This is a genomic window from Geodermatophilus sp. SYSU D00710 (assembly GCF_054050195.1).
In genome coordinates this window covers 1-21,425 of sequence record NZ_JBJGYX010000053.1, presented here as the reverse complement: position 1 = coordinate 21,425, position 21,425 = coordinate 1, and the positions used below count along the sequence as shown (strand labels likewise).

Sequence of the window (21,425 nt, the reverse complement as noted above, 5' to 3'; positions counted from 1 at the left end):
CGGCGAACCGGAGGGGAGACTCCCTCCACGGGATGATGCCCGGAACGGTGGCGTCCCCCGGGCCCGGGTGTTGATCTGCGACGACCACGAGGTGCTGCGGCACGGTCTCCGCGCAGTGCTGCGCTGGGCGCCCGACCTCGTCGTGGTGGCCGAGGCCGCGGACGCCGACGCCGCCCTCACACTGGCCGCCGAGCTGCGGCCGGAGGTCACCCTGGTGGGACTCGGCACACAGGGCCCGGCGATCCCCGACCTGGTGCGGGCCCTGACGGCCACGGGCACCCGCGTGGTGCTCCTGGGCGAGGCCGGCAGCGGCGGCGACATGGTCGAGGCCCTGCGCGCGGGCGCACGCGGCTACGTGCACACCACCGTGAGCTCCGACCGCCTCGTCGAGGGGGTGCGGGCCGTGCTGCGGGGCGAGACCCTGCTCGACGCCACCGTCACCGGCGAACTGCTGCACCAGCTCGACGGGAGCCGGCCGGCGTCCCAGCCGACCAACGGCAACCCGCTCACCGCGCGCCAGCAGGCGGTGTCCGAGCTCGTCGCCGAGGGGCTGACCAACGCCGAGATCGCCGCCCGGCTGCAGGTCAGCCGCGCGACCGTCAAGGGCCACATCACCGTGGCGCTGCGGAGGCTGGGCCTGCGCGACCGCACCCAGCTGGCGATCCACGTCAACCGCAGGCCCCGGCCCGGGCCGGACGACGGCCGCCAGGTGGGCCCCGTCAACGGTTGACCTCCGTGTCGTGGGGATGACTCTGCGTACTGGCCCGACGGACGGATGCGCAGTGTCGCCCCGGTGCCTGGCAGGAGCCTGGACGGGAGCTGTGACTCCCGTGCACAGTTCCTGCCTGCACAGACCGGTTGCGCGCTACGGTTTCACCAGATCCGCTGAGACGAACAGGTTCCGTTCGGCTGGAGAACCCCGGCCTCCACACCCCGTCACCGACCGGACAGGGGAACAGGATGAGTCCAGATGACCTCCCGAGCAGAGGGGGGCTCCCGGGCCCGCGGCTGCACCGTCCGAACGGTCCTGGCGCGACCGCGCCCGGGCACGCGGGTCCTCCGCGGGCCCGAGCGGTCCCCCGGCCGGTCCGGCCCGTGCTCGCTCGGCCACCGTCCAGCCTGGTGCGGATCCTGCTCTGCGAGGACCAGGAGGTCTTCCGGCTGGGCCTGCGCGTGGTCCTCGAGGCCGAGCCCGACATGGCCGTCGTCGCGGAGACCGAGCACCTGCCCGGGGCGCTGAGCGTCGCCGCGGACGTCCCGGTGCAGGTGGTGGTCGCGCGGCAGGGTCTCGTCCAGGGCGCCACGCTGCCGCTGCTGCGGGACCTCTGCCACCTGGGGGCGTCGGTGCTGGTGCTCGCCGAGCGGCGGGAGGACCCCGGCGCCGAGCTGGTCGAGGTGCTGCGTGCCGGCGTCCGGGGCTATCTCCCCCGGCGCTCCTGCGCCGCCCGGCTGGTCGAGGCCGTGCGCGCTCTGTCCCGGCACGAGCCGGCCATCGACTCCTCGGCCACCAGCCACCTGGTCCGCTACCTGGCCGACCCCACGGCGCCGGCGCAGGGTCCCGAGCGCGTCCTCGACCGGCTCACCGACCGGCAGCGCGACGTCGCCGAGCTGGTGGCGCAGGGCCTCAGCAACGAGGAGATCGCCCGCCGGCTGTTCCTCAGCCTGGCGACGGTCAAGAGCCACCTGACCGCCTCCATGCGACGGCTCGGGGTCCGCAGCCGGACCCAGCTGGCCATCCTGGTGAACCGCGACCGGTCACCCGCGGTCTGACGCCGGACCGCCGTCCGCAACGGGTGCCCGGCCACGGCGGTCCCGGCGCTCCGGGTGGGACGGGTCCGACCCGGGGCGCGCGACCGGCGACCGAGGGGCGCGCCCGGCGAGGGGTCGGCAGCCGGTTCGCGGGTCGCGCCTGGACGGTCCCGGACCGGTACCACGACCTCGGGTGGAGGCAGGTTCATACCCGTGTCCGGTTGGACGCCGCCGGGTGCACCGGGAGGGTGACCTGCGTCACCGGGCGACTGTCAGGTCCCCCCGAGTCGGCGCTCCCCCACCACCGTCCGGGACGCCGCATCCAGAGAGGCGGTGTCGTGGACCGAGCACCGACCACGCGCCACCCTCGGGTGCGGCGTGCCCTCGCCGTGGCCGGGGCCGGCACGCTGCTGGTGGCCGCCGCGCCGGGGGCGGCGTCGGCGCAGGGAGGCGGAGGCCGGACCTGGGACGTCAGGCCGGGCCAGTCCATCCAGGACGCCGTGGACGCAGCGGACTCCGGGGACACGATCCGGCTGGCGCCCGGCACCTATGCAGAGGCCGTCTGCATCGAGGGGAAGGGCCTGACCATCCGGGGTGCCGGCGCTGCCGCGACGAAGATCGTGTGGCCCGGGTGGGACACCCCCGAGGACCTGCCGCCGGCGCCGGCCAGGTCATCGGTGTGCTGGGCGGCCCAGGAGCGCGTCGACGGCGAGGACGACCCGGACACGCTGGCCGACGACGTGTCGGCCCTGTTCTTCCTCGACCCCGACGGCCCGGTGCGGGTCTCCGGTGTCATGACCCGCAACCACCCCGCCAGCGGGATCACCGCCTGGGGCGCCGACGGGTTCTCGGTGTCCGACACGGTGGGTCACGCGCACGACGGGTACGGGATCCTCGCCCTGGACTCCACGAACGTGCGGTTCACCGGCAACATCGAGGTCGGCCTCGACCGCGGCACCGCGAGCCGGCCGGACTCGGGCACCGCCGGCATCGGGATCGAGGACTCCGCGGCGGCCGCCGCGAACGTCTCCGGCAACTACGTCGAGGGATACGACCTCGGCATCCACCTCCGGGAGGCCCGTGGCGGACACGTGTCCGGGAACACCCTGACCGGCAACTGCATCGGGCTCCTGCTGTTCGACGACGTCGTCACCCAGGTGCCCGACGACGGGCGGGACGTCCCGAGCGGTGGGTTCCACCTCAGCGGCAACCGGGCGACGGACAACGACCGGTACTGCCGGCAGGGCCGCGACGAGGACGAGCACGTCTCCGGCGTCGGCGTGCAGGTGGTCAACGCCGATGACGTGAGCATCACGGGCAACGTCGTGACGGACAACACGGTGACGCTGCCCGAGAGCGTGCCGGTGCCCACCAACCCGGCGGGCGGTCTGACGCTGCTCTCGCTCCCGGCGCCCGACGCACCGGAGGGCGCGAGCGCGGGCCTCGTGGACGACATCCGGATCGTCGGCAACGCCTTCGGGGACAACCACGTCATCGTGCGACCGGGCCGGGTGGTGGAGAGGGACGTGTTCGTCAGCGACGGCTCGATCCCGCCCCTGCTGGCCGCCGGTCCGGACCTGACCTCCGCGGGCAACCGCTGCGATGCCAGCCTCCCGGCGGACATCTGCGGCGCGCCGCCGTACCCGGCCGATTGACCGCACTCTCCGCCCCCGGTGGGCGCTGGTTCCCGCTAGCGGCGGCGGCCGAGCAGCCAGCCGACCAGGACGCCGAGCAGCGTGAGCCCCGCGCCGCCGAGCGCGCCGACGGCGAGGGTCTGCAGGTCCGACGACGGCGCGCCGGCCGGGGCCCTCGCACCGCGGAACACCTGCGGCTCTGGCGCGGACGGCGTTCCCGCGGGAACGGCCGTGGGCGCCTCGGTCGAGCTGACGGCGGCCGACGAGGCGCGGGCCGCGGCGGGCGCGGCCTCGACCGGTGCACCGGAGATCAGTTCCTGGTCGATCGCGGCGAAGAACTGCCCGGCCATCCGCTTCGCGACGCCGGTGATCATCCGCTGGCCCACCCCGGCGACCGGTCCGCCCACGACGGCGTCGGCGGACCAGGTGAGCGTCGTCCCCTCGTCGGTGGGCTCGAGGCCGATGGTGACCGTCGCGCGCACGTTGCCCGGCGCGCCGGCGCCCGAGGCGTGCATGACGTAGGACGAGGGCCGCTGCTGGTCGGTGAGCCGCACCTCGCCGGCGTAGGTGCCGCGGATCGCGCCGACCCCCACCGAGACGTCCATGCGGTACTCGTCCTCGCCGGTCCGCTGCAGCGACTCGCAGCCGGGGATCGTCCGCGCGAGCACCGCGGGGTCGGTGATGACCGTCCAGATCTCCTCGGGCGTGCCGTGCAGCACCGCCGAGCCGTCGAGGTTCACGCAGGGGCTCCCGTCGTCCGCGACGCAGCCGTGCGCTCCGCCGTCTCGTCTCGCATCAGGTCGTACAGCTCGGTGGGGGAGATCGGCATCGCGGTGATCCGCCGGCCCACCGCGTCCTCGATCGCCGAGGCGATCGCCGCCGTCCCGGGGATGACCCCGGCCTCGCCGGCGCCCTTGATGCCCAGCGGGTTGAGCGGGGAGGGCGTCTCCTGGTGGTCGACCGCGATGTCGGGCACCTCGGAGGCGTAGGGCATGAGGAAGTCCATGAACGACGCGTTCTGCAGCTGCCCGTCGCCGTCGTAGGCCATCCGCTCGTACAGCGCCCCGCCCACGCCCTGGGCCACGCCGCCGTGCACCTGGCCCTCGACGATCATCGGGTTGACGACGTTGCCGCAGTCGTGCACCACGGCGTACCGGACGACGTCGATCTCCCAGGTCTGCGGGTCGATCTCGACCACGGCGGCGTGCGCGCCCGAGGCGAACGTCGAGCGGATGGGGGAGTAGTAGTCGCGGTGCTCGAGGCCGGGGGCGTCCCCGGGGGCGACCGGCGGCTTGTCGTCGGACCCCTGGACGGCGAACTGGGTGGCCTGCTTGGCCGCCTCGTCGAAGGCGTAGCGCAGCGGGTTGGACAGCACCGCCACAGTGCGCAGCGGGATCGACGCCCCCGGCGTCCCCCTGACCTGCACCTGGCCGTCGTCGATCTCGAGGTCCTCCGGGTTGGCCTCCAGGACGTCGGCGGCGATCCGGATCGCCTTCTCCCGCACGCCGCGGGCGGCCAGGGCGACGGCGTTGCCGCTCATCACCGCGGCCCGGGAGGCGAAGGTGCCGACGGCGTAGCCGAAGCGGCGGGTGTCGCCGGTGTGCACCTCGACGTCCTCGATGGGCACGCCGAGCTCGGAGGCGACGATCTGGGCGAACACCGTCTCGTGCCCCTGGCCCTGCGAGGTGAGCCCGGTGGACACGAGCACCTTGCCGCTGCCGAGCACCTGCACGTGCCCGCCCTCGTAGGGGCCGGGGCCGGTGCCCTCGACGTAGAGCGCCATGCCGACGCCGAGGAGCTTGCCGCGGGCCCGCGCGTCGGCCCGCAGCGCCGCGGCCTCGTCCCAGCCGACGAGCGCGACCAGCTTGTCCAGCAGGCCGGGGTAGTCACCGGAGTCGTAGATGACCGGGCGGCCGTCCTGGAACGTCAGCCGGTGGTCGTAGGGGAACTGGTCGGGGGTGATCAGGTTGCGACGGCGGACCTCGGCGCGGTCGAGGCCGAGCGCGTCGGCGATGCGGTCCATCGTCCGCTCCATCGCGAAGCAGCCCTGCGGCCGCCCGGCGCCGCGGTAGGGCGTGACGATGACGGTGTTGGTGTAGACGCTCTCGACGACCACCCGGTAGACGGGGATGACGTAGGGGCCCACCAGCTGGGTCGCCGTGACGATCGGCACGATGATCCCGTAGGGCGTGTAGGCGCCGTTGTCGTGCCAGATGTGCACGTCGAGGGCGGTGATCCGGCCGTCGTCGTCGAAGCCGACGGTGACCTCCTGCCGCTGCTGCCGCTCGTGCGCGCTGGAGACGAAGTGCTCGCGCCGGTCCTCGGCCCACTTGACCTCGCGGCCGAGCCGGATGGCCGCCATCGGCACCAGCAGCTCCTCGGGCCACGGGTGCACGATCTTGACGCCGAAGCCGCCGCCGACGTCGGGCGCGACCACCTCGACGCGGTCCAGCGACAGCTCGAGCTTCGCCGCGATCGCCGCGCGCACCGACGTCGAGGCCTGGGTGCTCGAGTGCACCCGCAGGCTGCCGTCGTCGGGGTCCCAGCGGGCGTGCACGCCCTTGCCCTCCAGCGGCATGCAGGCGCTGCGCTCGATGTACTGCGTGAAGGAGAGCGTGTGCGGCGCGGCGGCGAGCGCCGGCTCGACGTCGCCGGTCTCCTGGTGGTGCCGGGCGGCGACGTTGTCGGGGACGTCCTCGTGGACGGCGGCCCGGGCCTCGCGGGCGGCGTCGACCCCGACGACGACCGGCAGCTCCTCGTAGCTGACCACGATCCGCTCGGCGGCGTCCTCGGCCACGTAGCGGTCGGTGGCCACGACCATGACGACGGGCTCGCCGACGTGGTGGACCACGTCGTTGGCCAGGGCGTACCCGGTGCGCGGGGCGTGCAGCTGCGGGTGCGGGATGAGCACCGGCAGCGGCTCGGCCATCGGGCCGGTGAGGTCCTCGTAGGTGTAGATGGCGACCAGGCCCTCGATGTCGAGGGCGGCCTCGACGTCGACGTCGGTGATCCGCGCGTGCGCGTGCGGGCTGCGCACGAAGGCGGCGGCCAGGGCGCCGGCGCCGATGTCGTCGAGGTACCGGCCCCGTCCGGTGATCAGCCGGGCGTCCTCGCGCCGGCGGACCGGCTCGCCGAACAGCTTGGTGGTCACGCGGCAGCTCCCCGGGGTGCCATCAGCGCTACAGAGGCACTCACCGGGCGTCCTCCCGCATCGCGGCGGCCGCGTGCCGGACGGCCCTGCGGATGTTGGCGTAGCCGGTGCACCGGCAGAGGTTGCCGCCGACGAGCTCGTCGACCTCCTCGTCGGTGATCTCCGCGGCCGCGTCCCGCGCCTCCAGGCCGGCCGCGATGGTCACCAGGAAGCCCGGGGTGCAGAAGCCGCACTGCAGGGCGTGGCACTCGCGGAAGGCCTCCTGCACCGGGTGCAGCACCTGCCCGCCCTCGCCGTCCTCGCGGGCCAGCCCCTCCACGGTGGTGACCTCGGCGCCGTCGACCTGGACGGCGAGCACGAGGCAGGAGCGCACGGGGTCGCCGTCGACCAGCACGGTGCACGACCCGCAGACGCCGTGCGCGCAGCCGACGTGCGTGCCGGTCAGCCGCAGGTCGTCGCGCAGCAGGTCCGACAGCACCCGGCGCACGGGCACGGTGGCCTCGCGCAGGACGCCGTTGACGGTGACGGCGACCGTCCGCTCGGTGTCGACGGGGGTGGTCATGCTGCGCTCCTCTGCACGGCCTCGGCTGCTGCCTGCGCCAGTGTCCGCTCGGTCAGGACCCCGACCAGCAGCCGCCGGTAGTCGGCGCTGGCGTGGATGTCGCCGTCGGGGTCGACCAGCGTGCGGGCCAGCGCGCCGGCGGCGGCCCAGTCGGCGCTGTCGACCGGCTTGCCGGCCACGGCCTCGGTGAGGTCGTGCACCTCGGGCACCAGCCCCACGGACAGGTAGGACGCCCGCACGGCGGCGACCCGGCGGTCGGCGTCGAGGGTGACGACGACGCCCGCCCCGCAGACCGCGTAGTCGCCCTTGCGCCGGGAGATCTCGGCGAAGGCGGTCCCGGAGCGCTCCGGGAGGGCGGGGAAGAAGGCATCGACGACGACGGCCGGGCCGGCGAGCGAGGTCTCCAGCGGCCCGACGAAGAGGTCCTGCCAGCCGACGGTGGACCGGCCCTCCGGCGTCGCCACCGTCACCGAGCCGCCGGTGAGCGCCAGCACGGAGGTCATCTCGCCCGAGGGGTCGGCGTGCGCGATCGAGCCGACCGTCGTCCCGCGGTTGCGGATCGCGGGGTGGGCGACGTTCGCCGTCGCCCGGGCCAGCAGCGGCTGGACCCGGGCGGCGGCGGTCGCGTCGGGGCTGTCGCGGAGGAGGCCGTTGTGCCGGACCAGGGCTCCCACCCGCACGCCGTCCCCGGTGACCTCGACGGTGTCGAGGCCGGGCACCCGGTTGATGTCCACGAGCGTGGCCGGGGCCGAGAGCCGCATCGCCAGCAGCGGGAGCAGGGACTGCCCGCCGGCGAGGACCTTGGCGCCGGGTTCGGCGGCGAGGACGTCGAGCGCCTCCTCGAGGGACCGGGGGTCGGCGTAGCGGAAGGGAGCCGGTTTCACCTGTCGAGCGTCCCCTTACGGGTGTCGGTGCCGGGACGGGTGTCGACGCCGGGCCGGCCGACCTGGTCGACCGACGACGGGTCGGGGCTGTACTCGTGCCGCCCGCGCCCGGAGTGGCCGTAGTCGTGCGCTCCGGCGTGGCCCAGCGCCGGGCCGGTGCCGCCGGCGTACTCCTGCTCGGCCAGCAGCGCCGCGCGCATCTCCGCCGGCGCCAGGGCGCGGGCCACGTGCCAGCCCAGCACCGCCACGATGGTGCCCAGGGCGATCCCGCCCAGCGAGAAGGTGTCGGTGATCTGCAGGTTCACGTTGCCGATGGCGATGATGATGCCCGCGGCGAGCGGCACCAGGTTGATCGGGTTGGCGAAGTCGACGCGGTTCTCCTTCCAGATCTTCGCGCCCAGCAGGCCGATCATCCCGTAGAGCACGACGGTGATCCCGCCCAGGACGCCGCCCGGGATGATGTTGATCAGGGCGCCGAACTTCGGGCACAGGCCGAGCAGGATCGCCACCAGGGCCGCCACGTAGTAGGCCGCCGTCGAGTAGACGCGGGTGGCGGCCATGACGCCGATGTTCTCGGCGTAGGTGGTCGTGGGCGAGCCGCCGACCGAGGAGGCCACGACGGTGGCGACACCGTCGGCGGCGATGGCGCGGCCCATGTAGGGGTCGAGGTCGCGCTTCGTCATCTCGGCGACCGCCTTGACGTGCCCGGCGTTCTCCGCGACCAGGGCGATGACGGCCGGGAGCACCAGCAGGCTGAAGTTCAGCGAGAAGCTCGGCGCGGTGAAGTCGGGGAGGCCGAACCAGTCGGCCTGGCCGACGGTGTCGAAGTTGATCCGGTCGCGGGTGACGACCTCGCCGGTGCCGTCGGGCGAGGTGATCTGGCCGGCCGTCGCGTCGAGCAGGACCGACAGCAGGTAGCCGAAGACCAGGCCGAGCAGGATGGAGATGCGGGCCCAGAAGCCGCGCAGCAGCAGCGAGGCGACGATGACGAAGGACATCGTGGCCAGCGCCACCCACTGGTCCTGGGGCCAGTAGATGCCGGCCACCACGGGGGCCAGGTTGAAGCCGATGAGGAGCACGACCGCGCCGGTCACCGCCGGCGGCAGGATCGCGTGCAGGAACCGGACACCGGCGAAGTGGATGAGGACGCCGACCAGCGCCAGCACGACGCCGGAGACCAGGATCGCGCCGACGACGTCGCTGGAGTCACCGCCCTGCGCCCGGACGGCGACGACGCCGCCGACGAACGAGGCGCTGGTGCCCAGGTAGCTCGGCACCTTCCCGTTCACGATGAGCAGGAAGATGATCGTCGCGATCCCGCTCATCATGATCGCGAGGTTGGGGTCGAGCCCCATGACGATCGGGAAGACGAAGGTCGCCCCGAACATCGCGACCACGTGCTGCGCGCCGATGCCGATGGTGCGCGGCCACGACAGCCGCTCGTCGGGAGCGACGGCCTCACCCAGCGGTGGCGTCTTCCCGTCTCCGTAGAGCTTCCAACCGAACGCCATGGGGACCTCCTCGACGTGCCCATCCGACGCAGCCGGGAGGTGTCGGCACCCCCGGGAGGCCGTCACAGTGTCACGCGTCTCACAGCGACGGAAGTGCCTCAGCGCTAAATGTTCCGGGTGCAACAAGATCGTTGCCGAGCCGATACCTCACCGCTGAGGAACCCTCCCGGTACGGTTCGGAGGGTGAGCGCTCCCGACCCTGCCGAGGGTGTCCGGCACGTCTCCCTGCGCAGTGGCGTGTACGCCGACTCCGTGCGGTTGATGCAGGTCAGCCGGGACGTCGGCGCGCGCGACGGCGTCACCGCCGTCCTCGTGGCCATGGCCACCCCGCTCAACGTCGAACTCGCCGCCGGCATGGGTCTGGCCCCCGAGCAGACCCCCTCGCCCGACCAGCTGCTCATCGCCGTCCGGGCCGTCGACGACGACGCCCTGGCCGCCGCGGTGAGCGCCGTGGACGCCGCGCTGGCCGAGCGCGAGCGCTCCCGGGCCACCGCCGACGCCCAGCCCGCCCGCACCATCGGTGCCGGCCTCGACGACCTCGCCCCCGGCGCGCCCGCCCTCGCGATCGTCAGCGTCCCGGGGCAGTACGCGGCGCTCGAGGCCGCCGACGCGATCGCCGCCGGGCGCAGCGTGCTGGTCTTCTCCGACGGCGTCCCGGTCGAGCAGGAGGTCGCGCTCAAGCGCGCCGCGCACGAGGCCGGCGTCCTGGTCATGGGGCCCGACTGCGGCACCGCGATCGTCTCCGGCGTCGCCCTGGGCTTCGCCAACGTCGTCCGCCCCGGTCCGGTGGGCGTGGTCGCGGCATCGGGCACCGGCGCGCAGCAGGTGTCCTGCCTGCTCGACGCGGCAGGCGTCGGCGTCTCGCACGTGATCGGCGTCGGCGGGCGCGACCTGTCCGAGGCCGTCGGCGGGCTGGCCACCCTCGACGCGCTGGCCGCGCTCGACGCCGACCCCGCCACGGAGCGGGTGCTCGTCGTCTCCAAGCCGCCGGCGCCGTCGGTGGCCGAGGCCGTGGAGCGCGCCGCCGCGGGGCTGGCGACGCCGGTGCGGTCGGCCGCGTTGTCGCCGGAGACCCCTGACCTCACCGCCGCCGTCGAGGCGCTGCTGGCCGACATGGGGCGCGAGGTGCCGGCGTGGCCGTCCCGCCCCGGGCCGGACGAGGCGGCGCCGGCCGGCGCCGTCCTGAAGGGGTTCTACTCCGGCGGCACGCTCGCCGACGAGGCGATGCTGCTGGCGGCGCCGGTACTGGGCGACGTCCGCTCCAACACCCCGCTGCGGCCCGAGCTCGACCTCGGCACGGACCTGTCCGCCACCGGGCACGTGGTCGTCGACTTCGGCGACGACGCGCTGACCGTCGGCCGCGCCCACCCGATGATCGACCCCACGTTGCGGCTGGAGGCGATCGCCCGGCTGGCCGGGTCCGGCGAGCCGGCGGTGCTGCTGCTCGACGTCGTCCTCGGGTACGGCGCCGACCCCGACCCGGCGGCGGCCCTCGCGCCGGCCCTCGCCGCGGCCCGGGACCGGGCGCGGCTGCCGGTGGTGGTCGCGCTCGTCGGCACCGAGGCCGACCCCCAGGGCTGGAGCCGGCAGGCCGACGCCCTGGCAGCGGCCGGCGCCGCCGTCTTCGCCTCCAACGCCGCGGCCACGCGGTACGCCCTCGACCTGCTGGGAGCGCAGTCATGACCCTGTCCGACCTGCTCTCCGCGCCGCCGTCCATCGTCGCCGCCGGCGTCGACGTCTTCTCCGGGGCGCTGCGCGCGCAGGGCACGGAGGTCGCCGACGTCGACTGGCGGCCGCCGGCGCTCGGTGACCCGGCCGACCTCGCCGCCCTGGCGCTCGACCCCCGACGCGCCGCGGCCAACCGGACGGCGGTCGAGCGGGTGCTGGCCGCGGGCTCGGTGCTGGTCGACGTCCGGCCGGCGGCCGAGGTGCTCGGGCTCGAGGGGCGGGTGCTGCTGCACTCCGGCCCGCCGCTGACCTGGGAGGCGGCGTCGGGCCCGATGCGCGGGGCGCTGGTCGGCGCCTGCCTGTTCGAGGGCTGGGCCTCGACGGTGCAGGAGGCCGAGGCGCTGCTCGCCTCCGGCGGCGTGACCCTCGACCCCTGCCACCACCACTCCGCCGTCGGCCCGATGGCCGGGGTGACCTCGCCGTCGATGTGGACGTGGTGCCTCGAGGACCCGGTCAACGGCGGCCGCGCGTACTGCAACCTCAACGAGGGCCTGGGCAAGGTGCTGCGGATGGGCGCCTTCGGCGAGGAGGTGCTCACCCGGCTGGCCTGGATGCGCGACGTCCTCGGCCCGCTGCTGGCCCGGGCGGTGCGGTCGATGACCGAGCCGCTCGACGCCAAGGCCGTGCTCGCGCAGATGCTCCAGATGGGCGACGAGGGGCACAACCGCAACCGCGCCGGCTCGCTGATGACCCTGCGCGAGCTGTCCCCGGCGCTGGTCGCGCTCGACGCGCCGTCCGACGACGTCGCCGCCGCGCTGCGCTTCATCGGCGGCAACGAGCACTTCTTCCTCAACCTCGGCATGCCGACGGCGAAGCTGGCCATGGACGCCGCCCGCGACGTCCCGGGCTCGACGCTGGTGACGGTGATGGCCCGCAACGGCACCGAGTTCGGCGTGCAGACCGCCGGCACCGGCGACCGCTGGTTCACCGGGCCCGCGCAGACGCCGGTGGGCCTGTTCCTCGGCGACTACGGCCCCGAGGACGCCAACCCCGACATCGGCGACTCCGCGATCATGGAGACCTACGGCGTCGGCGGGTTCTCGATGGCCGCGGCGCCGGCGATCGTGCGGTTCGTCGGCGGCACGGTCCCCGACGCGCTGGCCACCACCGAGCGCATGTACCAGCTCACCCTCGCCGAGAACCCGGCCATGGCCATCCCGATCCTCGGCTTCCGTGGCGCCCCCACGGGCATCGACGTCCTCGCCGTGGCCCGCACCGGGTGGCTGCCGCAGATCAACACCGGCATGGCCGGGCGGGTGGCCGGCACCGGTCAGGTCGGCGCGGGTCTGGTCCAGCCGCCGCGGGAGTGCTTCGAGGGGGCGCTGGCCGCGCTGGCGCAGGAGGCCCGGACCGCGCCCGCGGCGGCCTGACCCGCTCGGCTCCTCCCGCGAGATCGGCGCTGTCGTGGCCATCGGCGCCTGATCGCCACGAGACCGCCGATCTCGCGCCGCTGCGGGCACGACGGGTGGCGCCCGGCCGGGCCGGGCCGCAGGCTCCTCGCGTGGGCAGGATCGGTCCCGGGCGCGACGACGTCGTCCGGGTCAGCAAGCGGCTGTCCTACGTGCTCCGGCACCGGCCCGACAGCGTGGGGCTGGTCCTCGACGACGCCGGCTGGGTCGACGTCGACACGCTGCTGGCCGCGCTCGCCGCGCACGGGATGCCACTGACCCGGGAGGACCTCGACCACGTCGTCGGGCGCAACGACGAGCGGCGCTTCGCGGTCGACCCGACCGGCACCCGGATCCGCGCCAGCCAGGGTCACAGCGTGCCGGTCGCGCTCGGGTACACCGCCGAGGCCCCGCCCGACGTCCTCTTCCACGGCACCGCGGTGCGCAACCTGCCCGCGATCCTCGCCGAGGGGCTGCGCCCGGGCCGGCGGCACGCGGTGCACCTGAGCCCCGACGAGGTCACCGCCCGCGCGGTGGGGGAGCGCCGCGGCCGCGCCGCCGTCCTGCGGGTCGACGCCGCCGGGCTGGCCGCGGCCGGGGCGGTGTTCACCCGCTCGGCCAACGGGGTGTGGCTGGTCGACGCCGTCCCGCCGCGGTACCTGGGCGTCCTCTAGCCCGGGACCCGGACGGCGAGCAGTGCGACGTCGTCGTGACGGCCGGCCGTGGCGGCCGCGGCCAGCAGCCGGTCGCACAGCTCGCCGAGCGGGTCGCCCGCGCGCCGGCCGAGCTCCCCGACGAGCCAGGCGTCGCCCTCGTCGAGGGTGCCGCCGCGCCGCTCGACGAGGCCGTCGGTGTAGAGGAGCAGCGTGTCCCCGCGGCGGAGCGGCAGGTCGGCGTCGGTGCGGGGTGTCCCGGGCGCCACGCCGAGCAGCGGCTCGGGGGTGCCGGCGAGCAGCCGGACCGACCCGTCCGCGGCCACCAGCGCCGGCGGCGGGTGGCCGGCGTTGGACCAGCGCAGCGTCCCGCCGTCGCCGGTGGGACGGACCACGGCGACCGCGACGGTGGCCAGGGCCGGTGCCGCCAGGTGCGCCATCACCCGGTCCAGCGCCTCCAGGGCCCGCGCCGGGGACGACGCGTCGACGGCGACCGCGCGCAGCATCCCCCGGACCTCGGCCATGGCGGCCGCGGCCCGGGGGTCGTGGCCGGCGACGTCGCCGATCACCAGGACGGTGCCGCCGGCCGCGGGGAAGGCGTCGTACCAGTCCCCGCCGACCCGGGTCTGGCGCAGCGCCGGCACGTAACGCACCGCGGACTCCAGGGAGGGGACCACCGGAGGCGGGCCGAGCAGGTGCCGTTGCAGGGTCTCCCCGAGCTCCAGCGACGCCCGCGCCGCGGCCGCCTCGGCGCTCACCCGGGCGAGCTCGGACTCACGGTGCACGCGCAGGGTGCAGGCGCCGACGGCCACCGCGCCCGCGACGGCCACGACGACCAGCCGGACGACCTGGGCGGGCAGCGCCTCGTCGGTGTACTGCCGGTCGTAGACGCCCAGCAGCGCCGCGGTCAGCAGCGCCGCGGCGCCGTAGGCCGCGGTCGACCGCCGTCCGGTCAGGGTGGCCGCCACCAGGGGAGAGGCGGCGACCAGGCCCAGGAGGACCTGGTTCCTGCCCAGGGCGAGGTCGAGCACGGCCGGGCCGAGCAGGAACACCAGGGGCAGCCCGTGTGCCCGGACGCGTCCGCCCACTGCGCCCCCTCGTCCCGCGGGCTCCCGGCAGCCGCGCCCGGGCGCCCAACGTAGACGAGTGCTGGCGCACACCGGACCGCTGCCCGTCACCGGACGTCGGCGGGCGCGTCGCCGGCGAGGGCCGGCGACGCGCCCGGGGGGTCAGGCCTCCACGATCGCCGCGACCGGGCCGCCGCCGGAGGGGCCCTGGTGCACCGCGGCCACCGACACGAACACCGCGGGGTCGCCGGTGACCGCCGCGGTCACGCCGCCGACGGTGGCCTTGATCTGTCGGTGCCAGTGCACGTCGGAGTCGTCGAGCATCGCGTTGCGCCGGTCGCGGACCATGCCGCTCGGGTCCGCCTCGCACTTGAGGAACACGTTGACCAGCCGGCCGCCGAGGTCGGTGTGGTGCGGCCGCTCGGGCAGCTCCAGCCCGGCCGAGCGGATGGCCTCCCAGATGCCGTCCTGGTCGAGCGCGTCCTCCATGACCGAGTGGCCGATCCGGTAGCGACCGCCGTGCCCGCGGGCGTTGCCGACGACGACGATCTGCGCCCGGTCGAGCTCGACACCCGACGAGCAGGAGGCCACCGAGGAGAACAGCGACAGGTCGTGCATGACGTCCTCGTCGCGCGGCATCCCGATCTCGCGGAGGGCGACGGCGATGCCCAGCGCCGTCGTGGCGTTGGACAGGTCCATCGACTCGTGGGTGTGCTCGGTCCACACCGACTCCCCGCGGCTCTTCGCGTCGCGGATCGTGTCGATGGTCAGCAGCGGGGTCTTGGTCTGCACGTAGTGGACGTCGGCGGGGTCGTCGATCCCGGCCGCGGCCATGGCCTTCCGCACCCCCTCGGCGACCTTCTCGATCATCGCGACCCGGCCGATGTCCTCGGGCAGGATCTGCTCGCTCATCGCGTAGCCCACGGTCAGCCGCGGCTCGTCGGTCTTCTCGACGGCGTCCTCGGGCAGCGTGGCGAAGACGGTCGCGTGCGGGCTGATGACGCCGTCGGTGCCGCCGGACCACACGATCGGGATCTGCGCGACCTCCTCCTTGCTGCGCGTCCCCTTCTCCAGCAGCACCTCACGGAACGCCCGGTCGGCGATGATCCGGGTGTAGTCGTTGACGCCGCCGTTGCCCTCGGTCTTGCCGATGACCGCGACGACCCGGTCGGCCTCCATGACGCCGTCGTCGATGAGCTTCGCCAGCTCGCTGGCGTCGCTGACGTTGTGCAGCGGGACCTTGCGGACCTCGATCGGTGCGGGCACGTCTTCCTCTTCTCTCACACGTGGCCCTGCTGCAGGGGCCCGCCGCGAGCCTGCGAGCGGTGGGGGGCAGCAGGGTCCTCCTGCAACACGGTGCCGACGGCGTCGCCGGTGACGGCGCCGGCGATGTTCTCCAGCGAGGTGATGACGGCGCGCTCGCCGCCTCCCTCGACGAAACGCAGCGCGGCCTCGACCTTCGGGCCCATGCTGCCGCGGCCGAACTCCCCGGCCGCGGCGTGCCCGCGGAGCTCGGCGGGGGTGACCCGGCCCAGCGGCGACGGCGACCCGGTCCCGAAGCCCAGCACGACGTTGGGGACGTCGGTGGCGACGACGAGGGTGTCGGCCGCGAGCTCACGGGCCAGCAGCGCGGCCGTGAGGTCCTTGTCGATGACCGCCTCGACGCCGCGCATCGGCTGGCCCGCGACCACCGGCACCCCGCCGCCACCGGCGCAGACGACGACGAACCCGGCGGCGACCAGCGCGGCGATGGCCGGGGCGTCGACCACCGACCGGGGCTCGGGCGAGGCGACCACGCGCCGCCACCCGCGCGGGCCGCGGTCCTCCCACAGCTGGCCGAGCGCGACGAAGCGGGCGGCCTCCTCGGCGGGGAGGTGGCGGCCGACCGGCTTGGACGGCGTGGCGAAGTTCGGGTCGTCGGCGTCGACGAGCGTGCGGGTGACCAGGGCGGCCGTGCGGCGGTCCAGCCCGCGGGCGGCCAGCGCGGCGTCGAGCTCGTCGGCGAGGGTGAAGCCGACGGTCGCCTGGGTCTGGGCGACACACCAGTCGAGCGGGACCGGCGGGACGACGCCCGCCGCCATCTCGTTCTTGACCAGCAGGTTGCCCACCTGCGGGCCGTTGCCGTGGGTGAGGACCACCTCGACGCCGGCCGCGACGACCTCGGCGATCGCGTCCGCGGCGACGGCGAGGGCGGCTCGCTGGGCGGCGGCCGTGGCCGCGCCGTCGGGTCCGGTCATCGCGTTGCCGCCCAGGGCGATCACGGCGCGGCGGGTGGTCACCCCGGCGACCCTAGCGGCGTCTCTCTTAGCGGTGAAGTACCTGACCGGGAGGACTTCCCGACCGGCCGCCCTCCGCCGGGTGCATCATCCGGGCGGGCACGGGGGCCGCCCGGAGGGAGACGGCGATGCGGGTCCACTTCGGCTTCGACACCCGGGCCACCCCCGTCCAGGTCCGTGAGGCGTTCACCGACGTCGGTGACCGCCGCCTCGAGGTGTGGTCGAAGACCCTGGACCCGGCGAAGTACGAGGTCCGCGAGAAGGGGGAGGGCTGGGCCGTCGTCCGCGAGGGCAGCGCGGGCGTCCCGTTCTGGGTGCTGCTGCGCTACGAGTGGCCGGACCCGGACCGCGTCACGTGGACCCTGCTGGACAGCGACCACTGCGACCGCGGCACCGGCGACGTCCGGATCACCCCGCGGGACGGCGGCGGCAGCCACGTCGACGTCGTCATGCACCACTCCGGCGGCCGGGGTCTGCGCGGCCGTGCCGTGCTGCTGGCCCAGCGCCTGATCGCCCCGTCCGGCCTGCGGCGCACGTGGCGCGACGCCCTCGACCGGGTGGCCGGCTGAGCGACGTCAGCGGCGCCAGAAGTCGAAGCGGTCGCGGCCCGGCCGGAACCCGGCCGCCTCGACGACGTCGACGGCGAGGTCGAAGCGCTGCCCGACCGCGCCGGGCTGGTGGGCGTCGCTGCCGAAGCTCACCGCCTCGCCGCCCTCCTCCCGGAACCAGCGCACCTGGTCGGCCGAGGCCAGCGGGCTGCTGGTGTTGACCTCCAGCGCCCGACCGGTGCCGGCGAGGGCGCGGAACACCGCCCGGTACTCCTCCTCGTAGTCCTTCTCCACGTAGCGGTGGGAGCCGCCGGGCCAGTACCGCCGGGGGAAGTCGACGTGGGCGAGCACCTGGAAGACGTCGCTGCTCTCCACCATGTCGACGACCTCGGCGAGGTAGCGGCGCATCGTGCCGTCGGCGTCCTGGTAGAGCAGCTGGCCGACGCCGTAGAGCCGGTCGCCGTCGTGGAGGGAGTGCAGCGAGCCGAGGACCCGGTCCACCGGCGCGCCGTCGAGGTGCGCGGCCACGCTCGACTCGAACAGGTGCGGCTCGCCGGCCTCGACGCCCGACCAGATGCGCAGCTCGGGGAACCGCTCGCGCACCTCGGTGAGCTCGGCCCAGTAGCCCTCGCTGTCGATCGGCTGGTGCCGCGAGGCGTGCCGGTCGACCAGGCCCAGCGTGGTGGCCCGGTCGTCGGGACCCCACACGGTGAAGTCGAGGTGCTCGGTGAAGGCGATCGCCGGCAGGCCCTGGGCGATGGCCTGCTCGCAGGCGCGGGCCATGGTCACCGAGCTCGGGGTGTCCCACGACCACCCGGTGTGCACGTGGTTGTCCGGTGGTCGCATCATCCCCATCCTGCCCGCCGTCCCCAGGTCCCGCACGGACGGGCCCGCTGTCGGGGGACGCACCTACTGTCGGGACCCATGAGCACCGCCGCGCCTGCCTCCGACCTCGCCACCGAGGCCCTCGGGGTCCTCCGCGAGCTGACCGGCCGGCCCGACGCGGTCTTCCGCGAGGGGCAGGACGCCGCCGTCGCCGCGCTGGTCGAGCGGTCCGAGCGGGCGCTGGTGGTGCAGCGCACCGGCTGGGGCAAGTCGGCGGTCTACTTCGTCTCCACGGCACTGCTGCGGCGCCGCGGCGCCGGCCCCACCCTGCTGGTCAGCCCGCTGCTCGCGCTGATGCGCGACCAGGTGGCCGCCGCGGCCCGTGCCGGCATCCGCGCCGTCGAGATCTCCAGCGCCAACGCCACCGAGTGGGACGACGTCGCGGCGGCCCTGGCCGCCGACGACGTCGACGTCCTGCTCGTCTCCCCGGAGCGGCTGACCAACCCGCGGTTCCGCGAGGAGCAGCTGCCCGGCCTGGTCGCGCGCTGCGGCCTGCTCGTGGTCGACGAGGCGCACTGCGTCTCCGACTGGGGCCACGACTTCCGCCCCGACTACCGCCGCATCCGCGACCTGCTGGGCACCCTCCCGGCCGGCACGCCGGTGCTGGCGACGACGGCGACGGCGAACGAGCGCGTGGTGGCCGACGTCGCCGAGCAGTTGGGCGCCGGCGGGGTCGGCGTGAGCACGGTCCGCGGCCCGCTGGCCCGCGACTCGCTGCGCCTGGGCGTGCTGCGGCTGCCCACCGACCGCGCCCGGCTGGCCTGGCTTGCCGCGCACCTGGGCGACCTGCCGGGCAGCGGCATCGTCTACACCCTCACCGTCGCCGCCGCCGAGGAGACGGCGTCGCTGCTGCGCGACGCCGGGCACGACGTCCGGGCCTACACCGGCCGCCTCGACGACGCCGACCGCAAGGAGGCCGAGGAGGCGCTGCGGGAGAACCGGGTCAAGGCGCTGGTGGCCACCTCGGCGCTGGGCATGGGCTTCGACAAGCCCGACCTCGGCTTCGTCGTCCACCTCGGCGCGCCGTCGTCGCCGGTCAGCTACTACCAGCAGGTGGGCCGCGCCGGCCGCGCCGTCGACTCCGCCGACGTCCTGCTGCTGCCCGGCCCCGAGGACCTCGCCATCTGGCAGTGGTTCGCCACCTCGTCGATGCCGCGCGAGGACCACGCCGCCGCCGTCCTCTCCGCGATGGCCGACGGCAAGGCGTGGTCGGTGGCCCGGCTGGAGACGGTGGCCGACGTCCGCCGCTCCCGGCTCGAGCTGCTGCTCAAGGTGCTCGCCGTCGACGGCGCGGTGGAGCGGGTGCAGGGCGGCTGGCGGTCCACCGGGCGGCCGTGGGTCTACGACGCCGACCGCTACGCCCGCGTCGCCCGCACCCGCGAGGCCGAGCAGCGGGCGATGATCGCCTACGCGAAGCCGGTCGACGAGGCGCGGTGCCGGATGGCCTTCCTCCAGGAGGCGCTCGACGACCCGACCGCCGCGCCGTGCGGCCGGTGCGACGTCTGCGCCGGCGCCTGGTACCCCACCGACGTCCCCGAGGGTGCGGCCGAGGCGGCGTCGGCCGCGCTCGACCGCCCGGGCGTCGAGCTCGCCCCGCGCGCCCAGTGGCCCACCGGCGCCGACCGGCTCGGCGTGACGGTCAAGGGGAAGATCGCCGCGGGCGAGCTCCTCGACCCGGGCCGGGCCGTCGCCCGTCTCACCGACCTCGGCTGGGGTCAGCGGCTGCGCACCCTGCTCGGGGACGACGGCGTCGGTGGCACGGTGACCCTCGACGTGGAGGCGCCCGGCCTCGAGGAGGACCCCGACGCCGCCTTCGACGTGCCGGTGCAGCGCTCGGTCACCGACGTCCCGCCGGACGACGACCTGCTGCGCGCCTGCGCCCGGGTGCTCGGCGCGTGGGACTGGGCCGAGCGGCCCGCCGCCGTGGTCGCCGTCCCCTCCCGCCGCCGGCCGCGGCTGGTGACCGGCGTTGCCCAGGGCCTGGCGCGGCTGGGCCGGCTGCCCTACCTGGGGGAGCTGTCGCTGGCGCACGGCGGCCCCACCGGAGGGCCGGGCGGGAACAGCGCCTTCCGGCTCGCCGGGGTGTGGCAGCGCGTCGTCGTCGGCCCGGAGCTCCGGGCCCGCCTCGACGAGCTCGGCCCCGTGCCGGTGCTGCTGGTCGACGACCTCGCCGACTCGCGCTGGACGATGACCGTGGCCGGCCGCGAGCTGCGGCTGGCCGGCGCCTCCCGGGTGCTGCCGTTCGCCCTCGCGCTGACGGCCTGAGGGGTCGTACACACGTTCGATCGGGCGTAGTCTCCTGGCATGTCGCTCGCGCACCAGCCGTCGATGTTCGACGTCGCCGGGGAGGCGGCGCTCACCCCGCTGGCCGGCCGCGTCCGGCGCCAGGTGCTCAGCACCGGCGCCTGGGTCGACCACCTGCCGGGCTGGGTGACGGGGTCCGACGAGGTCCTCGAGGTCCTGCTCGGCGACATCGGCTGGCGAGCCGACCGGCGGCAGATGTACGACCGCGAGGTCGCCGTCCCGCGGCTGCTGCGCTGGTACGGACGCGACGAGGTCCTGCCGCACGCGCTGCTCACCGATGCCCGCACCGCCCTCGACGCGCACTACGCGGCCGAGCTCGGCGAGCCCTTCGTCACTTCCGGCATGTGCCTGTACCGGGACGGCCGGGACAGCGTGGCCTGGCACGGCGACCGCCTGGGGCGTAGCCGCACGCAGGACACGCTCGTGGCGATCGTCTCCTTCGGCTCCCCACGACCGCTGCTGCTCCGCCCGGTCGGTGGCGGCGAGACCCTCCGCTTCCCGCTCGGTCACGGCGACCTCGTCGTGATGGGCGGCTCCTGCCAGCGCACGTGGGAGCACTGCATCCCGAAGACCACCCGGCCCGTCGGGCCGCGGGTCAGCGTCCAGTTCCGCCCGGCCGGCGTCGCCTGACCCGGTGGGAATGCGCTGGACCCACCCGCCGTTGCACCCCACGTCCGCGACGGCTCATCGGGCACCGGAGTGGACGTGGGAATGGTCCGGCCGCGGAGGCCGTTGCACCCCACGTCCGACGCCGGACCCACGGGCCCGACACGGACAGGGGGACCCCCGTGCACGACCCCTCCGAGGGCGTGTATGGTTCTCCCTGCACCACGCGAGAACGGACCGGGCCGCCAGCCTGGTCAACCGCCGGAAAGGCCCCCGAGGCCCGACTGCTGCGGAGCGGGTGTACAGTGAGGACACCGCCTCGAACGAAGGCCGAAAAGGCCGGAGTACGAACGCGTCCGTTCCTTGAGAACTCAACAGCGTGCCGAAAGTCAGTGCCAAGTAACACATCCCCGTGGCCTGGTCGGTTGTCCGGTCGGGTCGTGGGTTCCTTTGGTTGATGACATCGAGATCTGTCAGGT

18 protein-coding genes are annotated in these 21,425 nt (G+C 75.1%); 9 read left to right on the top strand and 9 right to left on the bottom strand.

Going from position 1 to position 21,425, the window contains the following annotated elements; translation table 11 throughout:
• The first annotated feature begins 67 nt into the window (after positions 1-67).
• From ACI78U_RS19585 to ACI78U_RS19575, 3 genes are all read left to right on the top strand, one after another.
• Positions 68-730: a LuxR C-terminal-related transcriptional regulator gene (locus ACI78U_RS19585; RefSeq protein ID WP_456877062.1), complete on the top strand. Its 663-nt coding sequence runs from the start codon at positions 68-70 to the stop codon at positions 728-730.
• Positions 731-1,122: 392 nt separating this feature from the next.
• A complete protein-coding gene (locus ACI78U_RS19580) occupies positions 1,123-1,770 on the top strand; it encodes a response regulator transcription factor (protein WP_456877061.1) in 648 nt (215 codons plus the stop codon).
• Between the two features lie 317 nt (positions 1,771-2,087).
• The gene (locus ACI78U_RS19575) at positions 2,088-3,404 is read left to right on the top strand and encodes a right-handed parallel beta-helix repeat-containing protein (protein WP_456877060.1); all 1,317 of its coding nucleotides are present in this window, start codon (positions 2,088-2,090) and stop codon (positions 3,402-3,404) included.
• 35 nt (positions 3,405-3,439) lie between these two features.
• Here the strand turns inward: ACI78U_RS19575 and ACI78U_RS19570 are convergent, their stop codons facing one another.
• From ACI78U_RS19570 to ACI78U_RS19550, 5 genes are read right to left on the bottom strand one after another with little or no spacing between them, the layout of a single operon-like run.
• Entirely contained in the window at positions 3,440-4,123 is a 684-nt protein-coding gene (locus ACI78U_RS19570; protein ID WP_456877059.1) for an SRPBCC family protein, read from the bottom strand.
• On the bottom strand, positions 4,120-6,534 hold the full coding sequence (gene cutA, locus ACI78U_RS19565) for an aerobic carbon-monoxide dehydrogenase large subunit (protein ID WP_456877058.1): 2,415 nt from the start codon (positions 6,532-6,534) through the stop codon (positions 4,120-4,122). Before cutA ends, ACI78U_RS19570 begins: the two co-directional genes overlap by 4 nt.
• Positions 6,535-6,574: 40 nt before the next feature.
• Positions 6,575-7,096 (bottom strand): (2Fe-2S)-binding protein, encoded by a 522-nt coding sequence (locus ACI78U_RS19560; RefSeq protein WP_456877057.1) that lies wholly within the window; start codon positions 7,094-7,096, stop codon positions 6,575-6,577.
• Positions 7,093-7,980 (bottom strand): FAD binding domain-containing protein, encoded by an 888-nt coding sequence (locus tag ACI78U_RS19555; protein WP_456877056.1) that lies wholly within the window; start codon positions 7,978-7,980, stop codon positions 7,093-7,095. Before ACI78U_RS19555 ends, ACI78U_RS19560 begins: the two co-directional genes overlap by 4 nt.
• On the bottom strand, positions 7,977-9,491 hold the full coding sequence (locus ACI78U_RS19550) for a uracil-xanthine permease family protein (protein WP_456877055.1): 1,515 nt from the start codon (positions 9,489-9,491) through the stop codon (positions 7,977-7,979). Before ACI78U_RS19550 ends, ACI78U_RS19555 begins: the two co-directional genes overlap by 4 nt.
• A gap of 183 nt (positions 9,492-9,674) precedes the next feature.
• On the opposite strand from ACI78U_RS19550, the gene ACI78U_RS19545 reads away from it, so the two are divergent.
• From ACI78U_RS19545 to ACI78U_RS19535, 3 genes are all read left to right on the top strand, one after another.
• Positions 9,675-11,174, top strand: a complete 1,500-nt coding sequence (locus ACI78U_RS19545; protein WP_456877054.1) for an FdrA family protein — start codon at positions 9,675-9,677, stop codon at positions 11,172-11,174.
• The gene (locus ACI78U_RS19540) at positions 11,171-12,589 is read left to right on the top strand and encodes a DUF1116 domain-containing protein (protein ID WP_456877053.1); all 1,419 of its coding nucleotides are present in this window, start codon (positions 11,171-11,173) and stop codon (positions 12,587-12,589) included. Before ACI78U_RS19545 ends, ACI78U_RS19540 begins: the two co-directional genes overlap by 4 nt.
• A gap of 131 nt (positions 12,590-12,720) precedes the next feature.
• Complete coding sequence (locus tag ACI78U_RS19535) at positions 12,721-13,281, top strand: RNA 2'-phosphotransferase (RefSeq protein WP_456877052.1); 561 nt, start codon at positions 12,721-12,723, stop codon at positions 13,279-13,281.
• Here the strand turns inward: ACI78U_RS19535 and ACI78U_RS19530 are convergent.
• The 3 genes from ACI78U_RS19530 to ACI78U_RS19520 all read right to left on the bottom strand — a co-directional run bounded on the left by ACI78U_RS19530 (position 13,278) and on the right by ACI78U_RS19520 (position 16,606).
• On the bottom strand, positions 13,278-14,348 hold the full coding sequence (locus ACI78U_RS19530; RefSeq protein ID WP_456877051.1) for a PP2C family protein-serine/threonine phosphatase: 1,071 nt from the start codon (positions 14,346-14,348) through the stop codon (positions 13,278-13,280). The genes ACI78U_RS19535 and ACI78U_RS19530 overlap by 4 nt on opposite strands.
• A gap of 141 nt (positions 14,349-14,489) precedes the next feature.
• On the bottom strand, positions 14,490-15,593 hold the full coding sequence (gene bar, locus ACI78U_RS19525) for a barbiturase (RefSeq protein ID WP_456877050.1): 1,104 nt from the start codon (positions 15,591-15,593) through the stop codon (positions 14,490-14,492).
• A gap of 14 nt (positions 15,594-15,607) precedes the next feature.
• Complete coding sequence (locus ACI78U_RS19520) at positions 15,608-16,606, bottom strand: carbamate kinase (protein ID WP_456877049.1); 999 nt, start codon at positions 16,604-16,606, stop codon at positions 15,608-15,610.
• 125 nt (positions 16,607-16,731) lie between these two features.
• Between ACI78U_RS19520 and ACI78U_RS19515 the strand changes: the two genes are divergently transcribed.
• Positions 16,732-17,172, top strand: a complete 441-nt coding sequence (locus ACI78U_RS19515; protein WP_456877048.1) for a hypothetical protein — start codon at positions 16,732-16,734, stop codon at positions 17,170-17,172.
• Between the two features lie 6 nt (positions 17,173-17,178).
• On the opposite strand, the gene ACI78U_RS19510 is transcribed toward ACI78U_RS19515, so the two are convergent.
• Positions 17,179-18,000, bottom strand: coding sequence for a PHP domain-containing protein (locus ACI78U_RS19510; RefSeq protein WP_456877047.1), 822 nt, complete (start codon positions 17,998-18,000; stop codon positions 17,179-17,181).
• A 75-nt stretch (positions 18,001-18,075) separates the two neighbouring features.
• On the opposite strand from ACI78U_RS19510, the gene ACI78U_RS19505 reads away from it, so the two are divergent.
• Both ACI78U_RS19505 and ACI78U_RS19500 read left to right on the top strand, forming a co-directional pair.
• Positions 18,076-20,301 carry a RecQ family ATP-dependent DNA helicase gene (locus ACI78U_RS19505; protein WP_456877046.1) on the top strand — a complete coding sequence of 742 codons (2,226 nt, stop codon included), beginning with the start codon at positions 18,076-18,078 and terminating at the stop codon, positions 20,299-20,301.
• Positions 20,302-20,340: 39 nt separating this feature from the next.
• Complete coding sequence (locus tag ACI78U_RS19500) at positions 20,341-20,970, top strand: alpha-ketoglutarate-dependent dioxygenase AlkB (protein ID WP_456877045.1); 630 nt, start codon at positions 20,341-20,343, stop codon at positions 20,968-20,970.
• Positions 20,971-21,425: the final 455 nt, after the last annotated feature.